Raw genomic sequence first — 21,951 nt, 5'->3', positions numbered from 1 at the left:
ATGTATATTCCTTTTGACGAATTACCTCTTCATTCTCGCGTTTGGATTTACCAATCCAATAGAAAATTTTCTGATGATGAAATTACTGAAATTGAAGCGTTAGCTAAAGATTTTATCGAAAATTGGGCGGCTCATGGCACCAGTTTAGAAGCTTCTTTTGTTATCAAATACAACCGTTTCATCATTATCGCTGTAAATCAGGATGTGCAACAAGCAACAGGTTGTTCCATTGATGCTTCGGTGCAGTTTATCCAAAATTTGGAAGCCAAATATCAAGTGGATTTGTTAGACAAAATGAATGTTACTTTTAAAGTTGGCGAACACATTGCACACAAGACTTTAATTGATTTCAAAAAAATGGCAAAAGAGAAAGCCGTGACTGCAAATACGATTGTTTTCAATAATTTAGTCAATACAGTTGAAGAATGGCAAGATTTTTGGGAAGTTCCTGCTAACGAAAGTTGGCATAATCGATTTTTCTAATCCAATATTTTAACTATATTTGAGAAATCATCATTAAACCAATTTAATGATGATTTTTTATTTTAAAACAACTGTATTTCCATGCGAATTCTACTAATATTTTTACTTTTTTCTAGTTTTGTTTTTGGTCAAAAAAAATCCAATTTAACTCAAAATCAATGGGTTGATAGTGTGTACAACCAACTTTCATTCGAAGAAAGAGTAGGGCAATTGTTTATGGTGGCTGCGTATTCCAATAAAAACGAAGCGCACAACAAGAGCATTGATGAATTGGTAGAAAAATATAAAATTGGCGGACTTATCTTTTTTCAAGGTGGACCCGTTCGTCAAGCGAAATTAACCAATCGTTACCAAGCTAAAGCAAAAGTGCCATTATTCATCGGAATTGATGCGGAATGGGGTTTGAGTATGCGTTTGGATTCTACGTATCGTTATCCATGGAACATGACTTTAGGTGCTGTCAAAGATTATAATTTGATAGAGCAAATGGGAAAACAAATGGCAGAACAATCGAAAAGAATGGGAATTCATTTCAATTTTGCGCCCGTTGTTGATATTAATACCAATCCAAAAAATCCAATTATTGGTAATCGTTCTTTTGGTGAAGATAAATTTAATGTCACCAAAGCAGCCATTGCTTTAACCAAAGGTTTACAGAATGGTGGTGTTTTTGCGACTGCCAAACATTTTCCTGGTCATGGTGATACTTCAACGGATTCGCATCATACGTTGCCAGTTATCAATTTTGATAGCAAACGAATACATGATGTGGAATTGTATCCGTATAAAGAATTGATTAAAAACGGATTAGCCAGTGTTATGGTAGCACATTTGAGTGTTCCAAGTTTGGAATCTAGAAGCGGTTATCCAAGTTCTATTTCGTACAATATAGTAACCAATATTTTAAAAAACGAATTGGGTTTTGAAGGTTTAATTTTTACTGATGCTTTAAATATGAAAGGCGCCAGTAATTTTAAACAACCAGGCGATATTGATTTAGAAGCTTTTTTGGCGGGGAATGATGTATTGCTTTTTGCAGAAAATGTTCCAGTTGCTATTACCAAATTCAAATCCGCTTTCGAATCAGGAAATCTAACAGCTGAGCGTTTGGAATATTCCGTAAAGAAAATTTTAAAATACAAATATTTATCTGATTTACAGAATTATAAAGAAGTTAACTTAACTAATTTATTCAATGATTTAAATCAGTCAAAATACGATGCAATGAACTTTAAATTGTATGAAAATGCACTTACAATTTTGAAAAACAAAGACAAAATTTTGCCAATCAAACGTTTAGAAAAGGAGAAAATCGCTTATATAAAATTAGGAAATGATTCGCATGAAGATTTCTTCCAAAAACTAAATCAATTTGCAGAAGTTACTGAAATTCAATCTACCAATATTGATTCGGTTTTGGTGGAATTAGAAACATATTCCAAAGTTATCATCGGTTATCACAAAGCAGATGGCGCTTGGAAAAATCACGATTTATCTATTAAAGAATTACTTTGGTTGGATAAAATTGCGAAGCAAAATAAAACGATTGCCGTATTTTTCACTAAACCTTATTCGTTACTTAAAATTCCAGATTTTAAGAATTTGGAAGGTGTAATTGTGGCTTACCAAAATAATATTTTTGCCAATACTGTCGCTGCTGAAGCTATTTTCGGTGCGATTGATGTTCATGGAAAAATTCCAGTTTCTATTGGTAATCATTTTGAGGTTAATGAAGGTTTGGAACTAAATAAAATCAACAGATTAGGTTTCGCTGCCCCAGAAAATGTTGGAATGGATGCCAATAAATTAGCTAAAATTGATAGCATATCGAATTATGCCATCAACAAAAAAATCACACCAGGAATGCAAATTTTGGTAGCTAGAAAAGGAAAAGTGATTTACCAAAAGTCATTTGGACATCATACTTATGATAAAACAACTGCAGTGAAAAACGATGACTTGTATGATGTAGCTTCATTAACAAAGATTTTGGCAACTTTACCCAATTTAATGATTCAATTTGATAAAGGGAAAATCAACTTAAATTCGAAATTAGGAACACTTTTGCCAGAATTTAAAAAATCAGACAAAGCCAATGCAACAGTTTTAGATATGTTGACGCATCAAGCGCGTTTTCATCCGTGGATTGCTTTTTATAAAGCTACTTTGGATAGTGTTAACAAACCGAGTTTAAAATATTACAGAAATCGTTATTCCGAAGAATTTCCAATTAATGTAGCCGAACAATTGTATTTGAGAAAAGATTATAACGATACTATTTTAAAAACGATTGCTAATAGCAAATTATTGCCAAAAGTACAGTACAAATACAGCGATTTCTCTTTTATTTTGATGAAAGAATATTTAGAGCGAATTACAGATAAACCTTTGGACGAGCTTTCCAATGACAATTTTTACAAGTTAATTGGCGCTAACCGAATGTTATACAATCCGTTGAAAAAGTTCAAAAAAGAAGCAATTATTCCATCTGAAATTGACAATTATTTCCGTTACGATACCATTCAAGGTTATGTTCATGATATGGCCGCGGCAATGCAAGGTGGAGTAGCAGGTCATGCCGGAATTTTTTCAAATAGTCTTGATGTTGCTAAAATGATGCAACTCTTCCTTCAAAAAGGGAATTATGGCGACCATCAGTTTTTCACGGAAGAAACGTTCCAAAAGTTCAATACGTGTTACTTTTGTAAAGATCAAAACAGAAGAGGTTTAGGTTTTGATAAACCACAATTAGGTCAGGAAGGTCCAACTTGTGGTTGTGTTTCGATGACAAGTTTTGGTCATACAGGGTTTACAGGAACTATGGCTTGGGCTGATCCTGATAAAGAATTGGTTTATGTATTTTTGTCAAATAGAACGTATCCAGATGCGAATACAAATTTATTATCTAAGGAAAATATCAGAGAAAAAATTCAAAAAATCATTTACGAAGCGATAATGGAATAATCATGCAATCAAAAGCAACAACCGTAGATCAATATATAGCAGAAGCTCCTGAAGAAAGACAAGTTGCTTTGCAAAAACTTAGAACAACTATTTTAACACATTTACCAAAAGGTTTTGAAGAAGCAATGGGTTACGGAATGGCTGGTTATGCGGTTCCGCATAGTATTTATCCGGCTGGATATCATTGTACACCTCATTTACCATTACCATTTATGGGTTTTGCTTCTCAAAAAAATAGCATCAATTTTTACCACATGGGAATTTATGCAGATGAAACGCTTTATAATTGGTTTTTAGCCGAATATGCTAAATTTTCTAAGAACAAATTAGACATAGGAAAAAGTTGTATGCGATTTAAAAAACCAGAAGATATTCCGTTTGATTTAATTGGAGAATTGGTTACTAAAATTTCTGTTCAAGATTGGATTGCGACTTACGAAAGCAAGTTTAAAAAATAATTTAACTTAATTTTAAAGTGAGTTCAGTCCAAAAAGCCCTACTTTTATTCATTAAAAAAGAAACATGAAAATAGCAATAGTTTGTTATCCAACATTCGGAGGAAGTGGCGTTGTAGCTACTGAATTAGGTTTGGAATTAGCAAAACGAGGTCACGAAATTCACTTCATTACGTATAGCCAACCGGTTCGATTGGCATTACTTAGCAAAAACGTATATTATCACGAAGTTCACGTTCCAGAGTATCCTTTGTTTCATTACCAACCTTATGAATTAGCATTATCAAGTAAGTTGGTGGATATGATTAAGTTGTTCGGTATAGAATTGTTGCACGTACATTACGCTATTCCACATGCCTATGCAGGTTATATGGCAAAAAAAATGCTACAAGACGAAGGAATCAATATTCCAATGGTTACCACGCTTCATGGAACCGATATTACTTTGGTAGGAAATCATCCATTTTACAAACCAGCGGTGAGTTTTAGTATCAATCATTCGGATTATGTTACGAGTGTTTCCCAAAGTTTAAAGGATGATACGTATCGTTTATTTGATATTGATAAAGAAATTGTGGTTATTCCAAATTTCATTGAAAACAATAAGGAATTAGTAAAAAAAGACGAACCTTGCCATAGAAATTTAATGGCGAATGAAAATGAAAAAATTATTACGCACATTTCCAATTTTAGAAAAGTAAAACGAATTGATGATGTAGTAAAGATTTTTTACGAAATCCAAAAAGAAGTTCCATCCAAATTAATGATGGTGGGTGAAGGACCAGAAAAAGAAGCAGCAGAAAATTTATGTGCCCAACTAAAAATTCATGATAAAGTAATTTTCTTTGGAAACAGTAATGAAATTGACAAAATTCTATGTTTTTCAGATTTATTTTTGTTACCATCTGAAACGGAAAGTTTTGGTTTAGCAGCATTGGAAGCTATGTCGTGCGGAGTTCCAGTGATTTCAAGTAATTCAGGAGGTTTACCAGAAGTAAATCAAGATGGAATTACGGGTTTTTTGAGTAATGTAGGTGATATTGAAAGCATGAGTAAAAATGCTATTTCTATTTTAAAAAACGAAGCTACTTTATCACAATTTAAAGCAAATGCTAGAGAAGTAGCTAAGACTTTTGATATTCAAAATATTCTTCCGTTGTATGAAGATTTGTATTTTAAAGCGCTACAAAACAAATAAAGTGATATGAAAAAACTAGTTCTTTTATCAGGTATTATTCTTTTTGCATGTAATGCAACATCTAAATTGAATAGTAATGATTTTTCAGTTATTCTTCAAGGTGAATATGGTGGGAAAGAAGAAAAAAGGCATGAAATAATTACCAATAATAATGATTTTATAAATTCCATTGAATCTTTTCCAATTACAGAAGAAGAACTTTCTAAATTAATTTCAATTGATTTTTCGCAACACAACGTAATTATTGTTCATGCAGGACAAAAAAATAATGGCGGATACAGTATTACCATTGATAGAGTAGAAGTTATTAAAAACGAATTATTGGTTTACGTTAAAGAATCAGGACCAAAAAAAGGGGAGAATGTTACAATGGCTTTAACTAATCCATATTGTTTAGCTACCATTCCAAAGGCAAAAAAAGTTATAATAAAATAAAAGTCCCGATTTTTATCGGGACTTTTCCTATAATATATTTCAAAAAATTAGTTGAATCTATATCTAATTCCTAAAGCGATATCAGGTCCAAATCCATCTCTAAAATCAGCATAGTCTCCACCAAAGTAAATCTCTGGTCTAAAATCTAAAGATAATTGTAGTGGAAAATCGAAATTGTATTCGATACCAATATCACCTGCTAAGGCTACAAAAGAACCACTATCCTTAAAACCATCTCTGTTGTAGTTCCAGCTACCAACACCACCACCAACACCAGCATACCAATTGAAACCACCTTCAATGTTCCATACCCATTGGTATAAACCAATTAATTTAAAGGCATCAACATCTTTGCTATTTCTCCATCCTAAGTCAAATTCTAGTCTATTTTTTGCAGATAATCCTCTTTGGTACGAAATTTCGCCACCAAACCCATCATTATCACCTAAACGAAGACCAATAGCGTTTTTAGAAAAGTTTTGTGCTTCAGCGCTAAATGCTAGTCCCACTAACATAATAGCTGTAAATAATAATTTCTTCATAAATAAATTGATTTTATCAAATGTACGAAAAAAATATCAACTATTGTGCCAAAATGAAATAAATAATAAGATAATTCTTAATTAATTTGATAATCGTCTAAAAATTCCTTCTGATTTTGACTTCCCGAAGCTGGAATTCCAAATTCATCTGCAATTGAACTATTAATAGTGTATGAAGTAGTAGTATTGGTATGAACAACACCGATTCCAGAAGCTATATATTGGGTTGATACAATTACGTCTTGTGGAGTTAAAACATTTATGGTTACTGGAAAACCCAAAATTTCTTGAACAGTAGTTACCGTTACATTAAGTTTAATAAGAACTGACTTTACGTTTTCGTAAGAATCGCCATTAGGTGAAGTATATGTATTTAATGTTTCTCCGCCAAAAGATTTCAATGAATAATTGATAGTAACAGGAACTCCATCAAAATCTTCTTCAATAGTTCCAGATTTTGTAGAAAGTAATTGACCTGAAGTGGCATTTCTATTAAAAATAATGAAATCATCTAAGTTTAAGTCAAAATCTAAACCTAAATCTGCCCCACCTGCCAAAGATAAATCTCCGGACATTAATAATTTTCCATCTAAAAATCTAACACCATTGTTTCTTAATGAAGATGAATAAAATCCAGTGGCTATATTATTTTTAGTCTTGAATTTTTTATACGTTTTAGAATTGATAATCGTATCATTGGAAATGTATAATGAATCACGTGTGTTTTCCGTTTCGTTTTCTACATTGTAAGTCCAAAAACTACCATCTGTTAAAGAAATTTGAAAAGAAGAATTATCATTATTGCCACTATTATCGTCACTTGAGCAACTAAAAAAGATTAATGAGTTAATTAAGACTAAGAAAATTTTAGTAAGCTTCATTTGGGTTTTAATTTAAAGTTTGAGCTAAAATACTAATTTTCTAATAATTATTTAACAAAATTCATTAAACTTTGTAATTGCATCTCAATTTCGTTTTCTCTTTCAAATAATTCTTCTTCAATTTCTGAATCTACTACTTGATATTGGTATAATTTCCAACGTTTTCTGTTGTATTCTAATGCAGTAAGATTTTCTATCCAATCGCCCGAATTTAAATAAAGCGTAGAACCATTTGAATTTGATTTTCGAATGATTATTGGTTCGTGAATATGACCACAACAAACAAAATCATATGCATTATCAATGGCAATTTCTGTAGCCGTATTTTCAAAATCGGAAATAAATTTAACTGCTTTTTTTACACTTCCTTTTATTTTTTTTGATAAGGAATACGGTTCTTTCCCTAATTTATTTAAAAACCAATTGACCAATCGATTTAATAAAATTAAATAATCATAACCAATTCCTCCTAATTTTGCAATCCATTTGGCACTGTGAACAGAACTATCAAAAACATCACCATGAAAAAACCAGGCTTTTTTACCATCAAGTTCCAGAACTAATTTATCCAAAAGAGAAAAATTACCCATGTGAACATCACTAAATTTTCTTAACGCTTCATCATGATTTCCTGTTAAATAGTAAATTTTTGTACCTCTCGATGCTAAACTGATCAATTTCTTTAAGACCTTTAAATGAGATTTTGGAAAATACGATTTTCTAAACTGCCAAATATCAATAATATCGCCATTTAAAATTAGAGTTTTTGGTTTTATACTATTTAAGTATTGTAGCAATTCTTTAGCATGACAACCATAAGTTCCTAAATGAACATCAGAAATAACTACTAATTCAATATTTCGCTTTTTCACAAATTCAATTTTCATCAAATATCAAAAATGATTGTAATTATAATATCATCTAGAGATTATATTTCTATTAATAAACAAAATCTCAAATTCTTTAATGTTTAAATTAAATTATGCTTAATTTTGATACAGCATTTTTAAAACTTTATAAAAGTTATATACAAATAAAATCATGGCAGGAAATACTTTTGGTAAAAAATTTAAAGTAACCACTTTTGGTGAATCGCACGGAGAAGCCATTGGAGGAATTATAGATGGTTGTCCAGCTGGAATCGAATTAGATTTTGAATCCATTAGAAAAGAAATGCAACGCAGAAAACCTGGACAATCTTCCATTGTTACCCAAAGAAAAGAAGAAGATGAAATCAAATTCTTATCAGGAATTTTTGAAGGAAAAACCACTGGAACACCAATTGGATTTGTTATAGAAAACACCAATCAAAAATCACAAGATTATTCAGATATAAAAGACACTTACCGTCCAAGTCATGCTGATTTTGTTTACGAAAAAAAATACGGCTTTCGAGATTATCGCGGTGGCGGAAGAAGTTCGGCTAGAGAAACTGCCAGTAGAGTAGTAGCTGGAGCAATAGCTAAGCAAGTAATTCCAAATATCAAAATAACCGCTTTTGTTTCTTCTGTTGGCGAAATTTTTATCGATAAACCTTATCAAGATTTAGATTTTTCAAAAATTAAAAGTAACGCTGTTCGTTGTCCAGATGAAGCAATAGCTCAAAAAATGGAAGCTTACATTAAAGAAATCAAAAAGCAAGGTGATACCATTGGCGGAACCATAACATGTGTAATTCAAAACGTTCCAATTGGACTTGGTGAACCTGTATTTGATAAATTACATGCTGAATTGGGAAAAGCAATGCTTTCAATAAATGCAGTAAAGGGTTTTGAATATGGAAGTGGATTTTGTGGTGCTAAAATGAAAGGAAGTGAACACAACGATTTATTCAACGAAGACGGAACAACAAAAACGAATTTATCAGGAGGAATACAAGGTGGAATTAGCAACGGAATGGATATTTACTTTAGAGTAGCATTCAAACCTGTAGCCACATTAATTCAAAAACAAGAAGTTTTAACCAATGATGGTAAAATTATTGCCCAACAAGGAAAAGGCAGACACGATCCATGTGTTGTTCCAAGAGCTGTACCAATTGTTGAAGCTATGGTGGCATTAGTTTTAACAGATTTTTATATTTGATATATTTTTTTTTACTATATTTGTTCAAACTTAAATTTTATATTATGAAAAAAACATTACTTACTTTATCTTTTTTATTAACAATTTCTCTTTCTGCTCAAGAAACAATTTCTTTTGAAGCTTCTGAAGGTTATACTTTAGATATGATTGATTTTCAAGGAGAAGTTGGTAACGAATGGAGTTTGTTAAATGCAAGTGCAACAGACGTTATGGACGGAGCATTAGCAACTGTTGCTAATAATAGAGCTGTAACTGGAACAAATTCTTTAAGATTTGAATCTGATAATACTCAGTGGGGATATTATGCAGGAGTTCTTTCGCCTTTTTTTCCAGGTTATGATGATGAGTTTATTGTTACTCATCAGTTTTATCCTGATTCTGCTGCTGATTCAGATTATCTTTTTCAAATTTTTGACTATGATGGAACAGATTTAATTGCTGTAGCGACTTTAAGATTTGACTGGCAGGGAACAATTGATTTTTCAGACGGTACTACATTAAACAGTAATCTAACTACCTACACTGCTGGACAATGGTATGAAGTTCAAATAGAAAGAACGCTAACAAATATTATTTTAAGAGTTAATGGAACTCAATTGGCTTCTTATCCTAACTTCGGAACAGGAACCTCTGCTAAATTTGTTGGAATTCGTTATGATAATTATGGGTCTGGTTTTAATGTAGATGATTTAACTATTGAAGTTCCTGCATCTTCTGCATCATTTATTTCAAATTCAATTTCAGTTTATCCTAATCCTGCAACTTCAGCTATTAACTTAATTAGCAAAGATGGTTTGACTTTTGAAAATGTTACCATTGTTGATGTTAATGGAAGAACTGTTAAAACTGTTGTGGTTAACCAAACACAATCACAAATCAATGTTTCTGATTTAACTTCAGGTGTTTATTTCTTAAATATCGAAACTAACGAGGGAAGTACAGTTAAGAAGTTTATCAAAAACTAATCAATTTTAAAATACAATATCAAAAACGACCAGTAATTACTGGTCGTTTTTCTTTTTCTTATCGGTGTTCATCATGAACATTACGGCACCAACTAATCCTATTATAACTAAGGAAAAAATCCCAATCATTATAAAAGCACCATTGTTAAAGTCAAATAAAGGAATAAAGAGATTTTTCATAAAATTATCTTTTAGCGGTTCACTACAAAACTAGTTTCTTTTGTTGATAAAAAAACTGACAATTATCATATGTAAAATTACAAAAATTTAGCTTTCAATTCTGGTGTTGGAATCATACAAGCTTCTTTTTTTCCATACCATTTGTAACGATTTTTAGCTACGTAATCGTAAACTGAGTTTTTAAAACCTTCACTTAAAAAGGAAAAAATTGGTAATAAACTATACCAACCTTTCAAGTGTTTAGCAATTCGTAAAGCAGCATCAGCTTTTAAATAATAAGCAATTCCAGGTTCGTATAGAATAATAGAATCCGTTTTTGAGGTGTCAATTCCTAAATAATGGATAATTTCTTGTCCCAATTCTGATTGAATAGCAACAAATCGGAAAATATCTTTATCATCATGCTTAATCACTAATTGAATAGACGATTCGCATAAATTGCAAACGCCATCAAAAAGGATTATTTTTTTATCTTGGGGTAAATCTTTCATAATCAAGGTCAATTTCAAGTTCAAAAATCAAATTCAAGTTAAATCCGAAAATCAGAATATCCGAAAATCTTTCTTAAGCCGGTTGCACGTATTCCAAATCTTCCAAACTCACTTTAGAAACAAACATACCATAATTTACCGTAGCTTTTTTCTTTTCAATCGCTTCCAAGGTTCCAATGGCTTTCCCATCTTTCATACGAACTCGGTCGCCAATTTTTAAAACTACTTTTGGTTTGTTTTCTTCTTCGACTTTGGCTTTTATTTTTTTCTCTTTTTTAACTATGCGAATTTCTTCGACTTTCATTTTTACTTCTTCTTCAACCTTTTTCTGAATCACTTCTTTGACTTTCTTTTCTTTGACTGATAATTTTTTTCGCTTCGAATTTTCAATTTCTACGATTTTTAAAAATTCACCAATCAACGTCTTTTTGTCTTTATTATTGAAGTATTTCTCAGCAATATCATCCAACTTTTGTCCCATGTAAATCAACCGTTGGTTAGCATCGTACAACTCTTGATAACGCTCTAATTTCTCTTGAATTTTTGCGTTAATTGTTTCCATTTTTTTACCTTCTTCACGTGCTTTTGTTTCTTCAACTTTCAACGTTTGTGAGGTTTTCTCTAATTTGGAACGCTCTTTTTGTAACGTGGCGATGGTTTGGTCAAAACGCACTTTACTTTTCTCAATTTTCTTTTTCGCACGATTAATCAATCCGTAAGGAATACCATTTTTCTGCGCAACTTCAAACGTAAACGAACTTCCCGCTTGACCTAAATGCAATTTATACAATGGTTCCAATGTCTTCTCATCAAACATCATATTCGCGTTGATGGCGTGCGGCAATTCATTGGCCAAAATCTTCAAATTCGTATAATGCGTGGTGATAATTCCAAAAGCTTCTCGTGCATAAAATTCTTCCAAAAAGGTTTCTGCCAAAGCACCACCGAGTTCCGGATCAGAACCCGTACCAAATTCATCTATCAAAAATAAGGTTTTGTCGTTGCACTTTTTTAAGAAATAATTCATATTTTTTAAACGATAGCTATACGTACTCAGATGATTTTCAATGGATTGGTTGTCTCCAATATCCGTTAAAATTCTATCGAATAAAAAGGTTTCGCTTCGCTCGTGAACTGGAATTAGAATACCACTTTGCAACATCAATTGCAACAATCCAATGGTTTTCAAGGAAATCGTTTTTCCACCAGCATTGGGTCCAGAAATGACGATGATTCTTCCTTCATTGGTCAATTCAATGGTTTGTGGATGTGTAACTTCATTTTTTACTTTGTTGTTCAAATACAAAATAGGATGGAAGGCATCTCTAAAATACAAACGCTTTTCATTGGTAATTTGGGGTAAAATAGCATTGATTTTGTGCGCATATTTTGCTTTGGCAGCCACCACATCAATATCACTCAGAAATTCTTGATAATCCGCCAAATCCTCTCGATACGGACGAATTGTATTGGTCAACTGCTTTAAAATTCGGATAATTTCTTCACGTTCTTCGTATTCCAATTGGTTGAATTCGGAAGCATAACGAAACGTAGCTTCAGGTTCAATATAAATGATACTTCCTGTTTTGGAACTGCCTAAAATTGGCCCTTTAACTTTCTTTCGATACATTGCTAAAACCGCTAAAACTCTACGATTATCAACAACTGTTTCTTTTATATCATCCAAATAACCAGCGCTGTTGTATTGCGAAAGTGCCAAACCAAAACTCTGGTTAATTTTTCCACGTAACAATTGAATATTTCTACGAATGTTCAACAAATCAGGCGAAGCATTGTCCTTAACTTCTCCGTATTTATCAAAAATTTCTTCAATGTGTTTGATGATGGCTTTTACAATGTTTAACTGCGAACTTTTGGTATGTAAAGCGGGATAATATTCTTTAAATTTATCTAAAAATTGCAATAAAGTGATAGCAGTTGCTGTCAATCCTGAAATCTTGTGAAAACTGGCTACATCCAAATAACTGTCTTCGATGTTTAACAGTTGTAATTCTTTGGCAATCGCTTCAAAACCGTGGTTTGGAATGGCATTATTATTGGTAAACGACGCTAAATATTCCGAAGTTTGGTTCAAAACAGGCAATAAAGATTCGGCATCTTTGAAAGGTGTAATTTCCAAAGCTTTTTGTTTGCCCAAATCGGTATTGCAACGCTCCGAAATGGTGTGTAATATGGTATGAAATTCTAAATCTTGTAAGGTTTTCGACGTTACCGAAATCATAAATTGAAAATTTACACAAATGTACAAAGAGCAAGTCTGAAATTGCTAGTATATTTGTATTTTTAAACAAATTTAAGACTTGTTATGCAAATTCCTTTAACTGCTGATTGGCAAACGGTATTAAAAGACGAATTAAACCAACCGTATTTTCAAAATTTAATGCACCAAGTGGCAGATGAATATGAAAATTTTACATGTTTTCCACCAAAGGAATTGATTTTTAATGCGTTCAATTCGTGTTCGTTTGAAGCAACAAAAGTGGTGATTCTAGGTCAAGATCCGTATCATGGCGACAAAGAAGCGAATGGATTGGCATTTTCAGTGGCTGATGATGTTCGAATTCCGCCTTCGTTACGAAATATTTTTGCTGAAGTACATTCCGATTTGCACCAAATTTTATTACCCAATTCAGGCAACTTAGAACGCTGGGCCAATCAAGGTGTTTTGTTATTAAATGCAACCTTAACTGTTAGAAAAGATACGCCAAATAGCCACAAACATTTGCATTGGCAAGATTTTACAGATGCAGTCATTGGTAAACTTTCGGATGAAAAAGAACATTTGGTTTTCTTACTTTGGGGCGCATTTGCTCAGAAAAAAACTAAATTAATTGACACCAACAAACATCTAATTTTAACTTCTGGACATCCTTCACCCATGAGTGCCAATCAAGGCAAATGGTTTGGAAATAAACATTTTAGCAAGACGAATGATTATTTGGAAGGAATTGGCAAGAAAGGGATTGAGTGGTAAGGATTAGTCAGTTGATAAATTTCCTTTTTCATCCCAAAACTTAGTTTCTTTAGTTAAATGATTGTATTCACTCATTAAATTACCATTTTCATAGTAATCTTTACTAATATTTTTTATGTTGTCAAATTCGTTACGAATATTTCCGTTTTGATAATAATTTCTATTAAAAATATGTTTTCCTTTAAAGAAATTGCCTTCATATTTTAAAATTTTATTTCCATAATAACAATAGTATTTTCCCTCGCATTTACCGTCTATCATATTCATGTATAATGATATTTTTCCATCAAGAAAATAGCATATTATCTCCCCAGTAAATTTTTTCCCATTTTTGTAATAAAACTTATTATCATATTCACCTTCAAAAACTTTTGTTCCATTTTCATTGTAAACATTTACAAAACCACTATTTTTAATTTCATTATTTGAATCAAATTTATGAATGAATTCTTCAAACTTATTTCCATTATCATAAAAAAATATCCTTTTCTTGCTAGAGTTTAATTCACTTGGTTTTCCATTTTCAAAAAACCAAGTTGTCTCTTCAGTCTTTGAATTATATTCTTGTTTTTTTTGTCCATTTTCATGGAAGGTTATATTTAAACCAATTTGATGTCCTTTATCATATTCTCTTTTCCATTGAATTTTTCCATTTTCATACCAATCAAAATATTTTCCTTCACATTGTCTATTTTTTACTCTTTTTAAAGACTTCTTGAAACCACTTTCATAGAAACTAAAATCAATATATTCATTATTTGATTTATGAAATCTTAACTTAGTAATTATTCCTTTTTTGTTTTTTGTAGTATCAATTCTAATATTGTCGACAAAATTATTTTTCAAAGAATCAATTTCTTTTTCATGAATAGTCTTTTCTTTGGCAGTATTTATATCAAAACAACTTATTAATGTTGAAAAAAATAAAACTATAAATATAATTGCTTTCTTCATATTTTATAATGTTAATGCTCCCAAAATTTCTTCTTTCATAAAAGGTCCGCCAGGATATTTGGCAGTGTAATCTAAATTTAACCAAATGTTGCCGCGTTCGTCAATATGGTAATGAATGTCTTTGTCTTTACTTTCGTTTACAAACAAGACTTCTTTAATCAAATAAATTGCAGTTTCTAAATCGGAGTTATTGCCAATTAGCATTTCTGGATACAAATGTCCGCCCGTGTGAATGATTCTGGGTGTGCCACCAATAGCTTTGATACAAGCTGCCATCAAAACCGCATGATCGTCGCAATCGCCTGAAAAATGTTGCAAACTTTCGGAAGCGTAAGCTATGTATTCCCTTCCTTTTGGATCGTTGACGTAATTCCAATTGTTTTTGATTTCTTTGAAAACGGCAAAACATTGGATCATTTTTCGGTTTTGGTTGAATCCTTTTACATCTCTGAAATGTTTTGTTGTTGCGTACAAAGCAAAATTTCGCACTTTGGGATTGGTAAAATCAACAGATTTTATGATTTTGGATTTGTTAGGAAACGGTAATAATTTGGCTACAATCAAATCTTGTGGATACGGATCTTCGCTCATGGCATAAATCATGTAGCGGTAATCCTCAAAAACACGATAAAAACCGTAGTTTCCAAATAAGGTTCCATAAATTAAAGCCACCAAATAAAGTGCAATACAAATGATAATAATCGTTTTCAACATCCTTAAAATCAATTGAATAACAACTAAAAGTAAAATAAAAAGTAAAATTCGATCCAAATTATAAATCCAATCTAACTCGATAAGATTTTGGTGAAGAATTAGAAAAGTAGGAATTGCAATTAAAATGTTTAATAAAAAAATGACAACAGTATCCCATGGCTTTGGTAAAGAAAGCTTTTCTTTGATTTCAGCTATGGTTGGTATTTTTAAGGTCATTTCGTTTTAAAACGATAAAATTACGGAATTATTTAAGGATAGTTTCTTTTGGTGGTTTTTTATCTATAATTTGTAGCTTCAAAAGTTGTTCCATAATTGTATTTAGTGTAGTGGTATTCATCTGTTTTTGCGACCAACGCGTCAATTGCAACCATTCTTGAATGGCTTCCACTTTTTGGTTGTATTTGGAAGCCAACGTTCTATCAATACTTGGAATCATTTTGAACTCTTCGGTTGTGGTATTGATGATGTCCAAAATTTGTTCTATTACTCTTGGATTTTCTTCCAAAACTTCATTTCGAACCGCAATTACAAAACAAGGCCAAGGCGTTGGACAATCCGCAATTCTTCTGAAAATTCCTTGATCTACCAATGGTTGGGTCATAAATCGTTCCCACATGAAATAATCTGCTTTTCCCGAAGTCAGACTTTTAACCGCACCATCAATAGTATTCACGATTTCGAATTGTAAATTTTCGGTGTTCCAATTTTGGTTTTGCGCATTCACAATACTCATCAAATGCGAACCCGAACCCATTCGAGAAATCGCCACTTTTTTGTTTTCTAAATCGGAAAGTGTTTTATAATTGGAATTAGCAGCCACGTGAATGCCCCAAATCAAAGGACTTTGCACATAAACTTGTACAATCTTACTCGGATTTCCAGCAGCGATGTCTTTGATGATACCTTCGGTTAGAATTACGGCAATATCGGTTTCGCCATCACGCAACATTTGACACATTTTTCCTGTGCCTTCTGGAACATCGGTCCATTGTAAATCGATTCCAACGGCTTCAAATTCGCCATCTTCGATACACATGTGCCAAGGTAAATTGAAATGCTCAGGAACACCAGCTATTTTGATTGTTTTCATTCTAAAGTTTAAAAGGTTAAATGGTTATGAGTTTAAAAGTTATTTGCTAACCCGCTTAAAAAATAGATTAGAGAAATAGCTAAAATTATACTTTCAAAAATTATAAGTTTTGAAAATTTAATTCGCTTTTGCAAATTATAATCTATAATCCACAGCAATATTGATAAAAATAACGGTAATAATAGATTAATACTAAAATCTAGCAACAAATGTCTAATTATTAACAATAAAGAAATAATGAATAATATGACCGAAAATATATTGAATGGAGTATAACTATAATTTTTCATTAAAACTATCATTTTTCATTACTCTGCTAACTTGTTTAAAGTGTATTCAATTAACTCATCTACAGATTTGTATGGGTCTTCACTGAAAGTTCCAGTTGCACGGTTGGCTATGATTGCGTTTAACGATAAACATTCGTGACCCAATAGTTTTCCTAAACCATAAATAGCGCCAGTTTCCATTTCTAAATTGGTCATTCGTGTTCCGTTGAAATTGAAACTATCCATTTTAGCATTTAATTCTGGGTCTTGAATTCCTAAACGCACGACACGACCTTGCGGACCGTAAAAACCGCCAGCGGTTCCTGTGAATCCTTTGAAAATTTTATCGCTTTCTAAACGTTTTTCTAGAGTTTTACTGCATGAAATCACGTACGGACGCCCTTTTCTCATGTCCCAATTAGTTTGCGCAATAAACGCTTCTTCTATTTCGATTTCCGAAATTTCATCAATTAAATAGGAGCGAAGCATATTGTCTAATCCTAAACCATATTGACTCATTACAAAACTATCAACTGGAATATCCGCTTGTAACGAACCAGAAGTACCAATGCGAACGATATTCAATGAAGTTAATTCATTTTTAACAGTTCTAGTTGCTAAATCAACGTTTACCAAAGCGTCTAATTCATTCATTACGATGTCAATGTTATCTGGACCAATGCCAGTTGACATTACTGTAATTCTTTTGCCTTTGTAAGTTCCAGTTTGTGTTTTGAATTCACGTTTTTGAGTCGTAAATTCTATAGAATCAAAGTGTTTTGTGATTTTCTCCACACGATTTTGGTCACCAACGAAGATAATATCGTTAGCAACTTGTCCAGGTTTTAGATTGATGTGATATACACTTCCGTCTGGGTTTAATATTAATTCTGATGATTGTATCATATGTTTATTGTTTTTGCCACAAAGACTCTAAGTCGCAAAGTTTTTTTAATTTAAGATTTTTATTTTTACAGATTCAACTAAATACTATAAACTGAATACGGAACACTTTTTTATCCGCCTACACGTTTTGTTTTGAATCCTTTGTCCTGTAATAGTTTCATGATTCTATCACGATAATCACCTTGAATGATGATTTCGCCATCTTTAAACGTACCACCAACAGCTAGTTTGCTTTTGATTTCTTTTGCTAAGATTTTAAAATCTTCATCTTCGCCTTCATATCCTGAAATTATAGTAGTAGGTTTTCCTTTACGTTTCTCATATTTGCAAATCATAGGTGCTGCCTGAACGAATAATTCATGTTGCGTTTCCTCGACAGTTTCTGGTTCGTTTGAAACTTCGTGGTTAGGGAATAGTTTTTTTAGTTGTTCTTGTAAGTCCATAGTTTAGCACGCGGATAAAACGGATTCGCTAAAGCGAAGCGCGAATTAAAACTGATTTTTTCTATTTTTTCTCTTGTTTTCGTAAATTTTTCTTTTGAATTCAGGTTTCTTGCCAAAATTTAATAATAAACCAATTTCGCAATCAGTTCCTTTTAGGTAATTGAGTAATTGATTCTCAAACTCTTCAACAATATAATCAGCTGCTTTTAATTCTAATATGATTGTATTGTTTACAATGATATCAGCATAATAATCACCAACATTTTCTCCTTTATAATAAACTTTAATTTTCTTATTAGGAGTTGCTTCAAGTCCATTTTTTCTTAACTCAATCAATAAAGCATTTTGATAAACTTTTTCAAGAAAACCAAAACCTAATTCATTGTAAACTTCGTAAAAAGTTTTTAAAATTAACGATGTTAAATCTTGATGTAATAAGTGCATATATTCTTTTTTTATGGTTTAAAATCTGTTTTAATCTGCGTTTTACGAAGTAAATCCGTTTCATCCGCGTGCTAATATGGCGTGTATGTATTTTCAATCTTTAAACAAAAAACCAAACCCCAATGTTACTTGGAATTTGGAATTTTATTTATTGGAATTTTATTTTCCTTATTTCTTAATCAAACCTAATTCCACCAAACGTTCATGTAAGAATTCACCAGCAGTGATGTCTTCATATAATTTTGGATTGTTTTCATCAATGCATTCTGGTAAGCAATTTAAACTCATATCGCTTACTGGGTGCATGAAAAAAGGAATGGAAAAACGAGAAGAACCCCACAATTCTCTTGGTGGATTAACCACTTGGTGAATCGTTGATTTCAACTTGTTATTGGTGTGTCTTGATAACATATCCCCAACGTTAATCATCAATTCGTCTGGTTGTGCCATAGCATCTACCCATTCGCCATTGTGATTTTGTACTTGTAATCCTTTTCCTTGAGCGCCCATTAATAAGGTAATCAAGTTGATATCACCATGAGCAGCAGCTCTTACAGCACCATCTTGAGGCTCGTCAGTGATAGGTGGATAGTGAATTGGACGTAAAATACTGTTTCCATCTTTGATGTATTTATCAAAGTAGAATTCGTCTAAACCAATGTAAAGTGATAATGCTCTTAATACATAAACACCAGTTTTTTCTAACATTTGGTAAGCTTCTTTACCAACAGAGTTAAACTTTGGTAATTCAGTTACTTCCACGTTATCTGGATATTCACCAGCGTACTTTGAACCTTCGCTAACGTATTGTCCAAAATGCCAAAACTCTTTCAAATCTCCAGCAGAACGACCTTTAGCATGTTCTTTACCAAAAGAAACATAACCACGTTGTCCGCCAATACCTGGAATTTCGTATTTAGCTTTGGTTTCTAAAGGAAGTGAAAAGAAGTTACGAACTTCTGAATACAAGCCTTCAACTAATTTGTCATCTAAAAAATGACCTTTTAATGCTACGAATCCGATTTCTTCGTAGGCTTTTCCGATTTCATTTACAAATTTTTGTTTACGTGCCGGATCATCCGACAGGAAATCACGTAAGTCAACACTAGGAATTTGTTGCATACTTAAGCTTTATTGTTAATAAATCAAATTGGGTTTGAACCCAAGTAAATACAAAGATAATTAAATATTTTTATTGTGAAAGTGGAAAGTTGTTAACATTGATGGGTTATGGATGATGGGTGAAGTTTGCACGCTGATTTAAACGGATTTTTTTTGGAAGACAATTTTTGAAATTACTAAAATAATACTTTGTATTCTTTGCGAAAAAACTTTGCGTCTTTGCGTTTAGACTTGAAATTGTACTTGTTCTTGCACTTGAAATTTGTCTCATCTTTTTTTATAACAATTCACTTTCAAAATGTTATTTTTAGTACTTTTGGGCAAAATTTAATTGTTCCACTATCATGAACTTTGAAAGAAAAGAATTATCGAATTCGCAACTACTTGATTTATACAAGAAAATCTTAAAACCACGTTTGATTGAAGAGAAAATGTTGATTCTAATCCGTCAAGGAAAAGTTTCTAAATGGTTTTCTGGAATTGGACAAGAAGCTATTTCTGTTGGAATTACTTCAGTCTTGGATAAAGATGAATATATTTTACCAATGCACCGTAATTTGGGTGTTTTTACCACTCGTGATATTCCGTTGCACCGTTTATTTTCGCAATGGCAAGGTAAGAAAAACGGATTTACAAAAGGTCGTGATAGAAGTTTCCACTTTGGAACACAAGAATATAAGATTATTGGAATGATTTCGCATTTAGGTCCTCAATTGGGGATTGCAGACGGAATCGCTTTAGCCAATAAACTAAGAAAAAACGGAAAAGTAACTGCAGTATTTACAGGTGAAGGCGCAACTTCGGAGGGTGATTTTCACGAAGCGTTGAATATTGCTGCTGTTTGGGAATTACCGGTTTTATTCGTGATTGAAAATAATGGTTACGGATTATCAACTCCAACCAACGAGCAATACCGTTGTGAAAACCTTGCAGATAAAGGCATTGGTTACGGAATGGAAAGTCACGTTGTAGATGGAAATAACTTGTTAGAAGTAGTGCATTTGATTTCAGAGTTAAAAGCTTCTATGGTCGAAAATCCACGTCCAGTATTATTAGAGTTCAAAACGTTTAGAATGCGTGGACATGAAGAGGCGAGTGGTACGAAATACGTTCCGCAAGAATTAATGGACATTTGGGCTGTGAAAGATCCAGTAGAAAATTATAGAAATTATTTAAAAGCTACTGCGGTTTTATCAGAGGAAGAAGATGAAGCTATCAGAGCCGAAATTAAGAAAGAAATCGATACGGATTGGGCAAAAGTTCAAGAAGAGCCGGAAATTGTAGCTTCATTAGAAGAAGAATTGGGGGATGTTTATGCACCTTATGAATTTGAGGAATTCAATCCTTCTTCAGAAATAGAAAACATCCGTGTGATTGATGCGATTTCGAATGGTTTACGTCAGTCGATGGAGCGCCATGAGAATTTGGTAATCATGGGACAAGATATTGCTGAATACGGTGGTGCTTTCAAAATTACGGATGGATTCGTAGCCCAATTTGGAAAAGAAAGAGTACGAAATACACCAATCTGTGAAAGTGCTGTAGTTTCAGCCGCTAACGGATTGTCAATAAACGGATTTAAAGCGGTAATGGAAATGCAATTTGCGGATTTCGTTTCTACAGGTTTTAACCCAATAGTAAACTTATTAGCGAAGCAACATTACAGATGGTTAGAAAAATCGGATGTAGTGGTGCGTATGCCTTGCGGTGGTGGTACTCAAGCGGGACCTTTCCATTCGCAAACTAACGAAGCTTGGTTTACGAAAACGCCAGGATTAAAAGTAGTGTATCCAGCATTTCCTTATGATGCAAAAGGGCTATTAAATACTGCAATTAACGATACAAATCCAGTATTATTCTTCGAACACAAGCAATTGTATAGAAGTGTTTATCAAGATGTGCCTAAAGACTACTACACATTACCTTTCGGAAAAGCTTCATTGATTAAAGAAGGAAATGATGTTACGATTATTTCTTTTGGAGCAGGCGTTCATTGGGCTTTAGAAACTTTAGCTAAAAATCCAGAAATTAAAGCGGATTTATTGGATTTAAGAACCTTACAACCAATGGATTGGGATGCGATTTACGCTTCGGTTAAGAAAACGAATAAAGTAATTATTTTACAAGAAGATACTTTATTTGGTGGAGTTGCTAGTGATATTTCAGCAATGATTATGGAAAACTGCTTCGAATACTTAGATGCACCAGTTAGAAGAGTTGGAAGTTTAGAATCACCAATTCCGTTTATGAAATCATTAGAAGATCAATATTTACCAAAAGCAAGATTTGAAAAAGAATTAAAGGAGCTTTTGGTTTACTAGGATTTTTTAGATAT

At 32.4% G+C, this 21,951-nt stretch carries 22 protein-coding genes; 9 read left to right on the top strand and 13 right to left on the bottom strand.

The window, feature by feature from the left end; genetic code table 11:
* From DPN68_RS06090 to DPN68_RS06070, 5 genes are all read left to right on the top strand, one after another.
* Window positions 1–483: an ABC transporter ATPase gene (locus DPN68_RS06090; protein WP_113988764.1), complete on the top strand. Its 483-nt coding sequence runs from the start codon at window positions 1–3 to the stop codon at window positions 481–483.
* A gap of 81 nt (window positions 484–564) precedes the next feature.
* The gene (locus tag DPN68_RS06085) at window positions 565–3,447 is read left to right on the top strand and encodes a glycoside hydrolase family 3 N-terminal domain-containing protein (protein ID WP_113988763.1); all 2,883 of its coding nucleotides are present in this window, start codon (window positions 565–567) and stop codon (window positions 3,445–3,447) included.
* Window positions 3,448–3,449: 2 nt separating this feature from the next.
* On the top strand, window positions 3,450–3,905 hold the full coding sequence (locus tag DPN68_RS06080; protein WP_113988762.1) for an iron chaperone: 456 nt from the start codon (window positions 3,450–3,452) through the stop codon (window positions 3,903–3,905).
* A 64-nt stretch (window positions 3,906–3,969) separates the two neighbouring features.
* On the top strand, window positions 3,970–5,100 hold the full coding sequence (gene bshA / locus DPN68_RS06075; RefSeq protein ID WP_113988761.1) for an N-acetyl-alpha-D-glucosaminyl L-malate synthase BshA: 1,131 nt from the start codon (window positions 3,970–3,972) through the stop codon (window positions 5,098–5,100).
* Window positions 5,101–5,106: 6 nt separating this feature from the next.
* A complete protein-coding gene (locus DPN68_RS06070) occupies window positions 5,107–5,535 on the top strand; it encodes a protease complex subunit PrcB family protein (RefSeq protein ID WP_113988760.1) in 429 nt (142 codons plus the stop codon).
* A gap of 47 nt (window positions 5,536–5,582) precedes the next feature.
* Here the strand turns inward: DPN68_RS06070 and DPN68_RS06065 are convergent, their stop codons facing one another.
* The 3 genes from DPN68_RS06065 to DPN68_RS06055 form a co-directional block, all read right to left on the bottom strand.
* Complete coding sequence (locus tag DPN68_RS06065) at window positions 5,583–6,077, bottom strand: hypothetical protein (protein WP_113988759.1); 495 nt, start codon at window positions 6,075–6,077, stop codon at window positions 5,583–5,585.
* A 77-nt stretch (window positions 6,078–6,154) separates the two neighbouring features.
* The gene (locus DPN68_RS06060) at window positions 6,155–6,958 is read right to left on the bottom strand and encodes a hypothetical protein (protein ID WP_113988758.1); all 804 of its coding nucleotides are present in this window, start codon (window positions 6,956–6,958) and stop codon (window positions 6,155–6,157) included.
* Between the two features lie 47 nt (window positions 6,959–7,005).
* Window positions 7,006–7,830, bottom strand: a complete 825-nt coding sequence (locus tag DPN68_RS06055; RefSeq protein WP_113988867.1) for a UDP-2,3-diacylglucosamine diphosphatase — start codon at window positions 7,828–7,830, stop codon at window positions 7,006–7,008.
* A 169-nt stretch (window positions 7,831–7,999) separates the two neighbouring features.
* Here DPN68_RS06055 and aroC point away from each other — a divergent pair, with 169 nt between their 5' ends.
* Both aroC and DPN68_RS06045 read left to right on the top strand, forming a co-directional pair.
* Entirely contained in the window at window positions 8,000–9,043 is a 1,044-nt protein-coding gene (gene aroC, locus DPN68_RS06050; protein WP_113988757.1) for a chorismate synthase, read from the top strand.
* Between the two features lie 44 nt (window positions 9,044–9,087).
* Window positions 9,088–10,008, top strand: a complete 921-nt coding sequence (locus DPN68_RS06045; RefSeq protein ID WP_113988756.1) for a T9SS type A sorting domain-containing protein — start codon at window positions 9,088–9,090, stop codon at window positions 10,006–10,008.
* A 36-nt stretch (window positions 10,009–10,044) separates the two neighbouring features.
* On the opposite strand, the gene DPN68_RS13235 is transcribed toward DPN68_RS06045, so the two are convergent.
* The 3 genes from DPN68_RS13235 to DPN68_RS06035 all read right to left on the bottom strand — a co-directional run bounded on the left by DPN68_RS13235 (window position 10,045) and on the right by DPN68_RS06035 (window position 12,921).
* Complete coding sequence (locus tag DPN68_RS13235) at window positions 10,045–10,188, bottom strand: hypothetical protein (protein ID WP_164496738.1); 144 nt, start codon at window positions 10,186–10,188, stop codon at window positions 10,045–10,047.
* A 77-nt stretch (window positions 10,189–10,265) separates the two neighbouring features.
* A complete protein-coding gene (locus tag DPN68_RS06040; protein ID WP_113988755.1) occupies window positions 10,266–10,679 on the bottom strand; it encodes a thiol-disulfide oxidoreductase DCC family protein in 414 nt (137 codons plus the stop codon).
* Between the two features lie 73 nt (window positions 10,680–10,752).
* On the bottom strand, window positions 10,753–12,921 hold the full coding sequence (locus DPN68_RS06035) for an endonuclease MutS2 (protein ID WP_113988754.1): 2,169 nt from the start codon (window positions 12,919–12,921) through the stop codon (window positions 10,753–10,755).
* Between the two features lie 84 nt (window positions 12,922–13,005).
* Between DPN68_RS06035 and ung the strand changes: the two genes are divergently transcribed.
* Window positions 13,006–13,674: a uracil-DNA glycosylase gene (ung, locus tag DPN68_RS06030; RefSeq protein WP_113988753.1), complete on the top strand. Its 669-nt coding sequence runs from the start codon at window positions 13,006–13,008 to the stop codon at window positions 13,672–13,674.
* A 3-nt stretch (window positions 13,675–13,677) separates the two neighbouring features.
* On the opposite strand, the gene DPN68_RS06025 is transcribed toward ung, so the two are convergent.
* The 7 genes from DPN68_RS06025 to DPN68_RS05995 all read right to left on the bottom strand — a co-directional run bounded on the left by DPN68_RS06025 (window position 13,678) and on the right by DPN68_RS05995 (window position 19,616).
* Complete coding sequence (locus DPN68_RS06025; protein WP_113988752.1) at window positions 13,678–14,628, bottom strand: toxin-antitoxin system YwqK family antitoxin; 951 nt, start codon at window positions 14,626–14,628, stop codon at window positions 13,678–13,680.
* 3 nt (window positions 14,629–14,631) lie between these two features.
* Window positions 14,632–15,558: a transglutaminase domain-containing protein gene (locus DPN68_RS06020; protein WP_113988751.1), complete on the bottom strand. Its 927-nt coding sequence runs from the start codon at window positions 15,556–15,558 to the stop codon at window positions 14,632–14,634.
* Window positions 15,559–15,586: 28 nt separating this feature from the next.
* Entirely contained in the window at window positions 15,587–16,432 is an 846-nt protein-coding gene (locus DPN68_RS06015; RefSeq protein ID WP_113988750.1) for a substrate-binding domain-containing protein, read from the bottom strand.
* A 308-nt stretch (window positions 16,433–16,740) separates the two neighbouring features.
* Entirely contained in the window at window positions 16,741–17,607 is an 867-nt protein-coding gene (locus DPN68_RS06010; protein ID WP_113988749.1) for a nucleoside phosphorylase, read from the bottom strand.
* A 110-nt stretch (window positions 17,608–17,717) separates the two neighbouring features.
* Window positions 17,718–18,050 (bottom strand): translation initiation factor, encoded by a 333-nt coding sequence (locus tag DPN68_RS06005; RefSeq protein WP_113988748.1) that lies wholly within the window; start codon window positions 18,048–18,050, stop codon window positions 17,718–17,720.
* 45 nt (window positions 18,051–18,095) lie between these two features.
* Window positions 18,096–18,494 carry a GxxExxY protein gene (locus tag DPN68_RS06000; RefSeq protein WP_113988747.1) on the bottom strand — a complete coding sequence of 133 codons (399 nt, stop codon included), beginning with the start codon at window positions 18,492–18,494 and terminating at the stop codon, window positions 18,096–18,098.
* Between the two features lie 168 nt (window positions 18,495–18,662).
* The gene (locus tag DPN68_RS05995; RefSeq protein ID WP_113988746.1) at window positions 18,663–19,616 is read right to left on the bottom strand and encodes an isopenicillin N synthase family dioxygenase; all 954 of its coding nucleotides are present in this window, start codon (window positions 19,614–19,616) and stop codon (window positions 18,663–18,665) included.
* A 344-nt stretch (window positions 19,617–19,960) separates the two neighbouring features.
* Between DPN68_RS05995 and DPN68_RS05990 the strand changes: the two genes are divergently transcribed.
* A complete protein-coding gene (locus DPN68_RS05990; RefSeq protein WP_113988745.1) occupies window positions 19,961–21,937 on the top strand; it encodes an alpha-ketoacid dehydrogenase subunit alpha/beta in 1,977 nt (658 codons plus the stop codon).
* Window positions 21,938–21,951 lie beyond the last annotated feature (14 nt).

The organism is Flavobacterium tibetense (genome assembly GCF_003293845.1).
Classification (GTDB): domain Bacteria; phylum Bacteroidota; class Bacteroidia; order Flavobacteriales; family Flavobacteriaceae; genus Flavobacterium; species Flavobacterium tibetense.
Note: the sequence above shows the minus strand (reverse complement) of the source record. Positions and strands in the feature narration are given on the sequence as shown.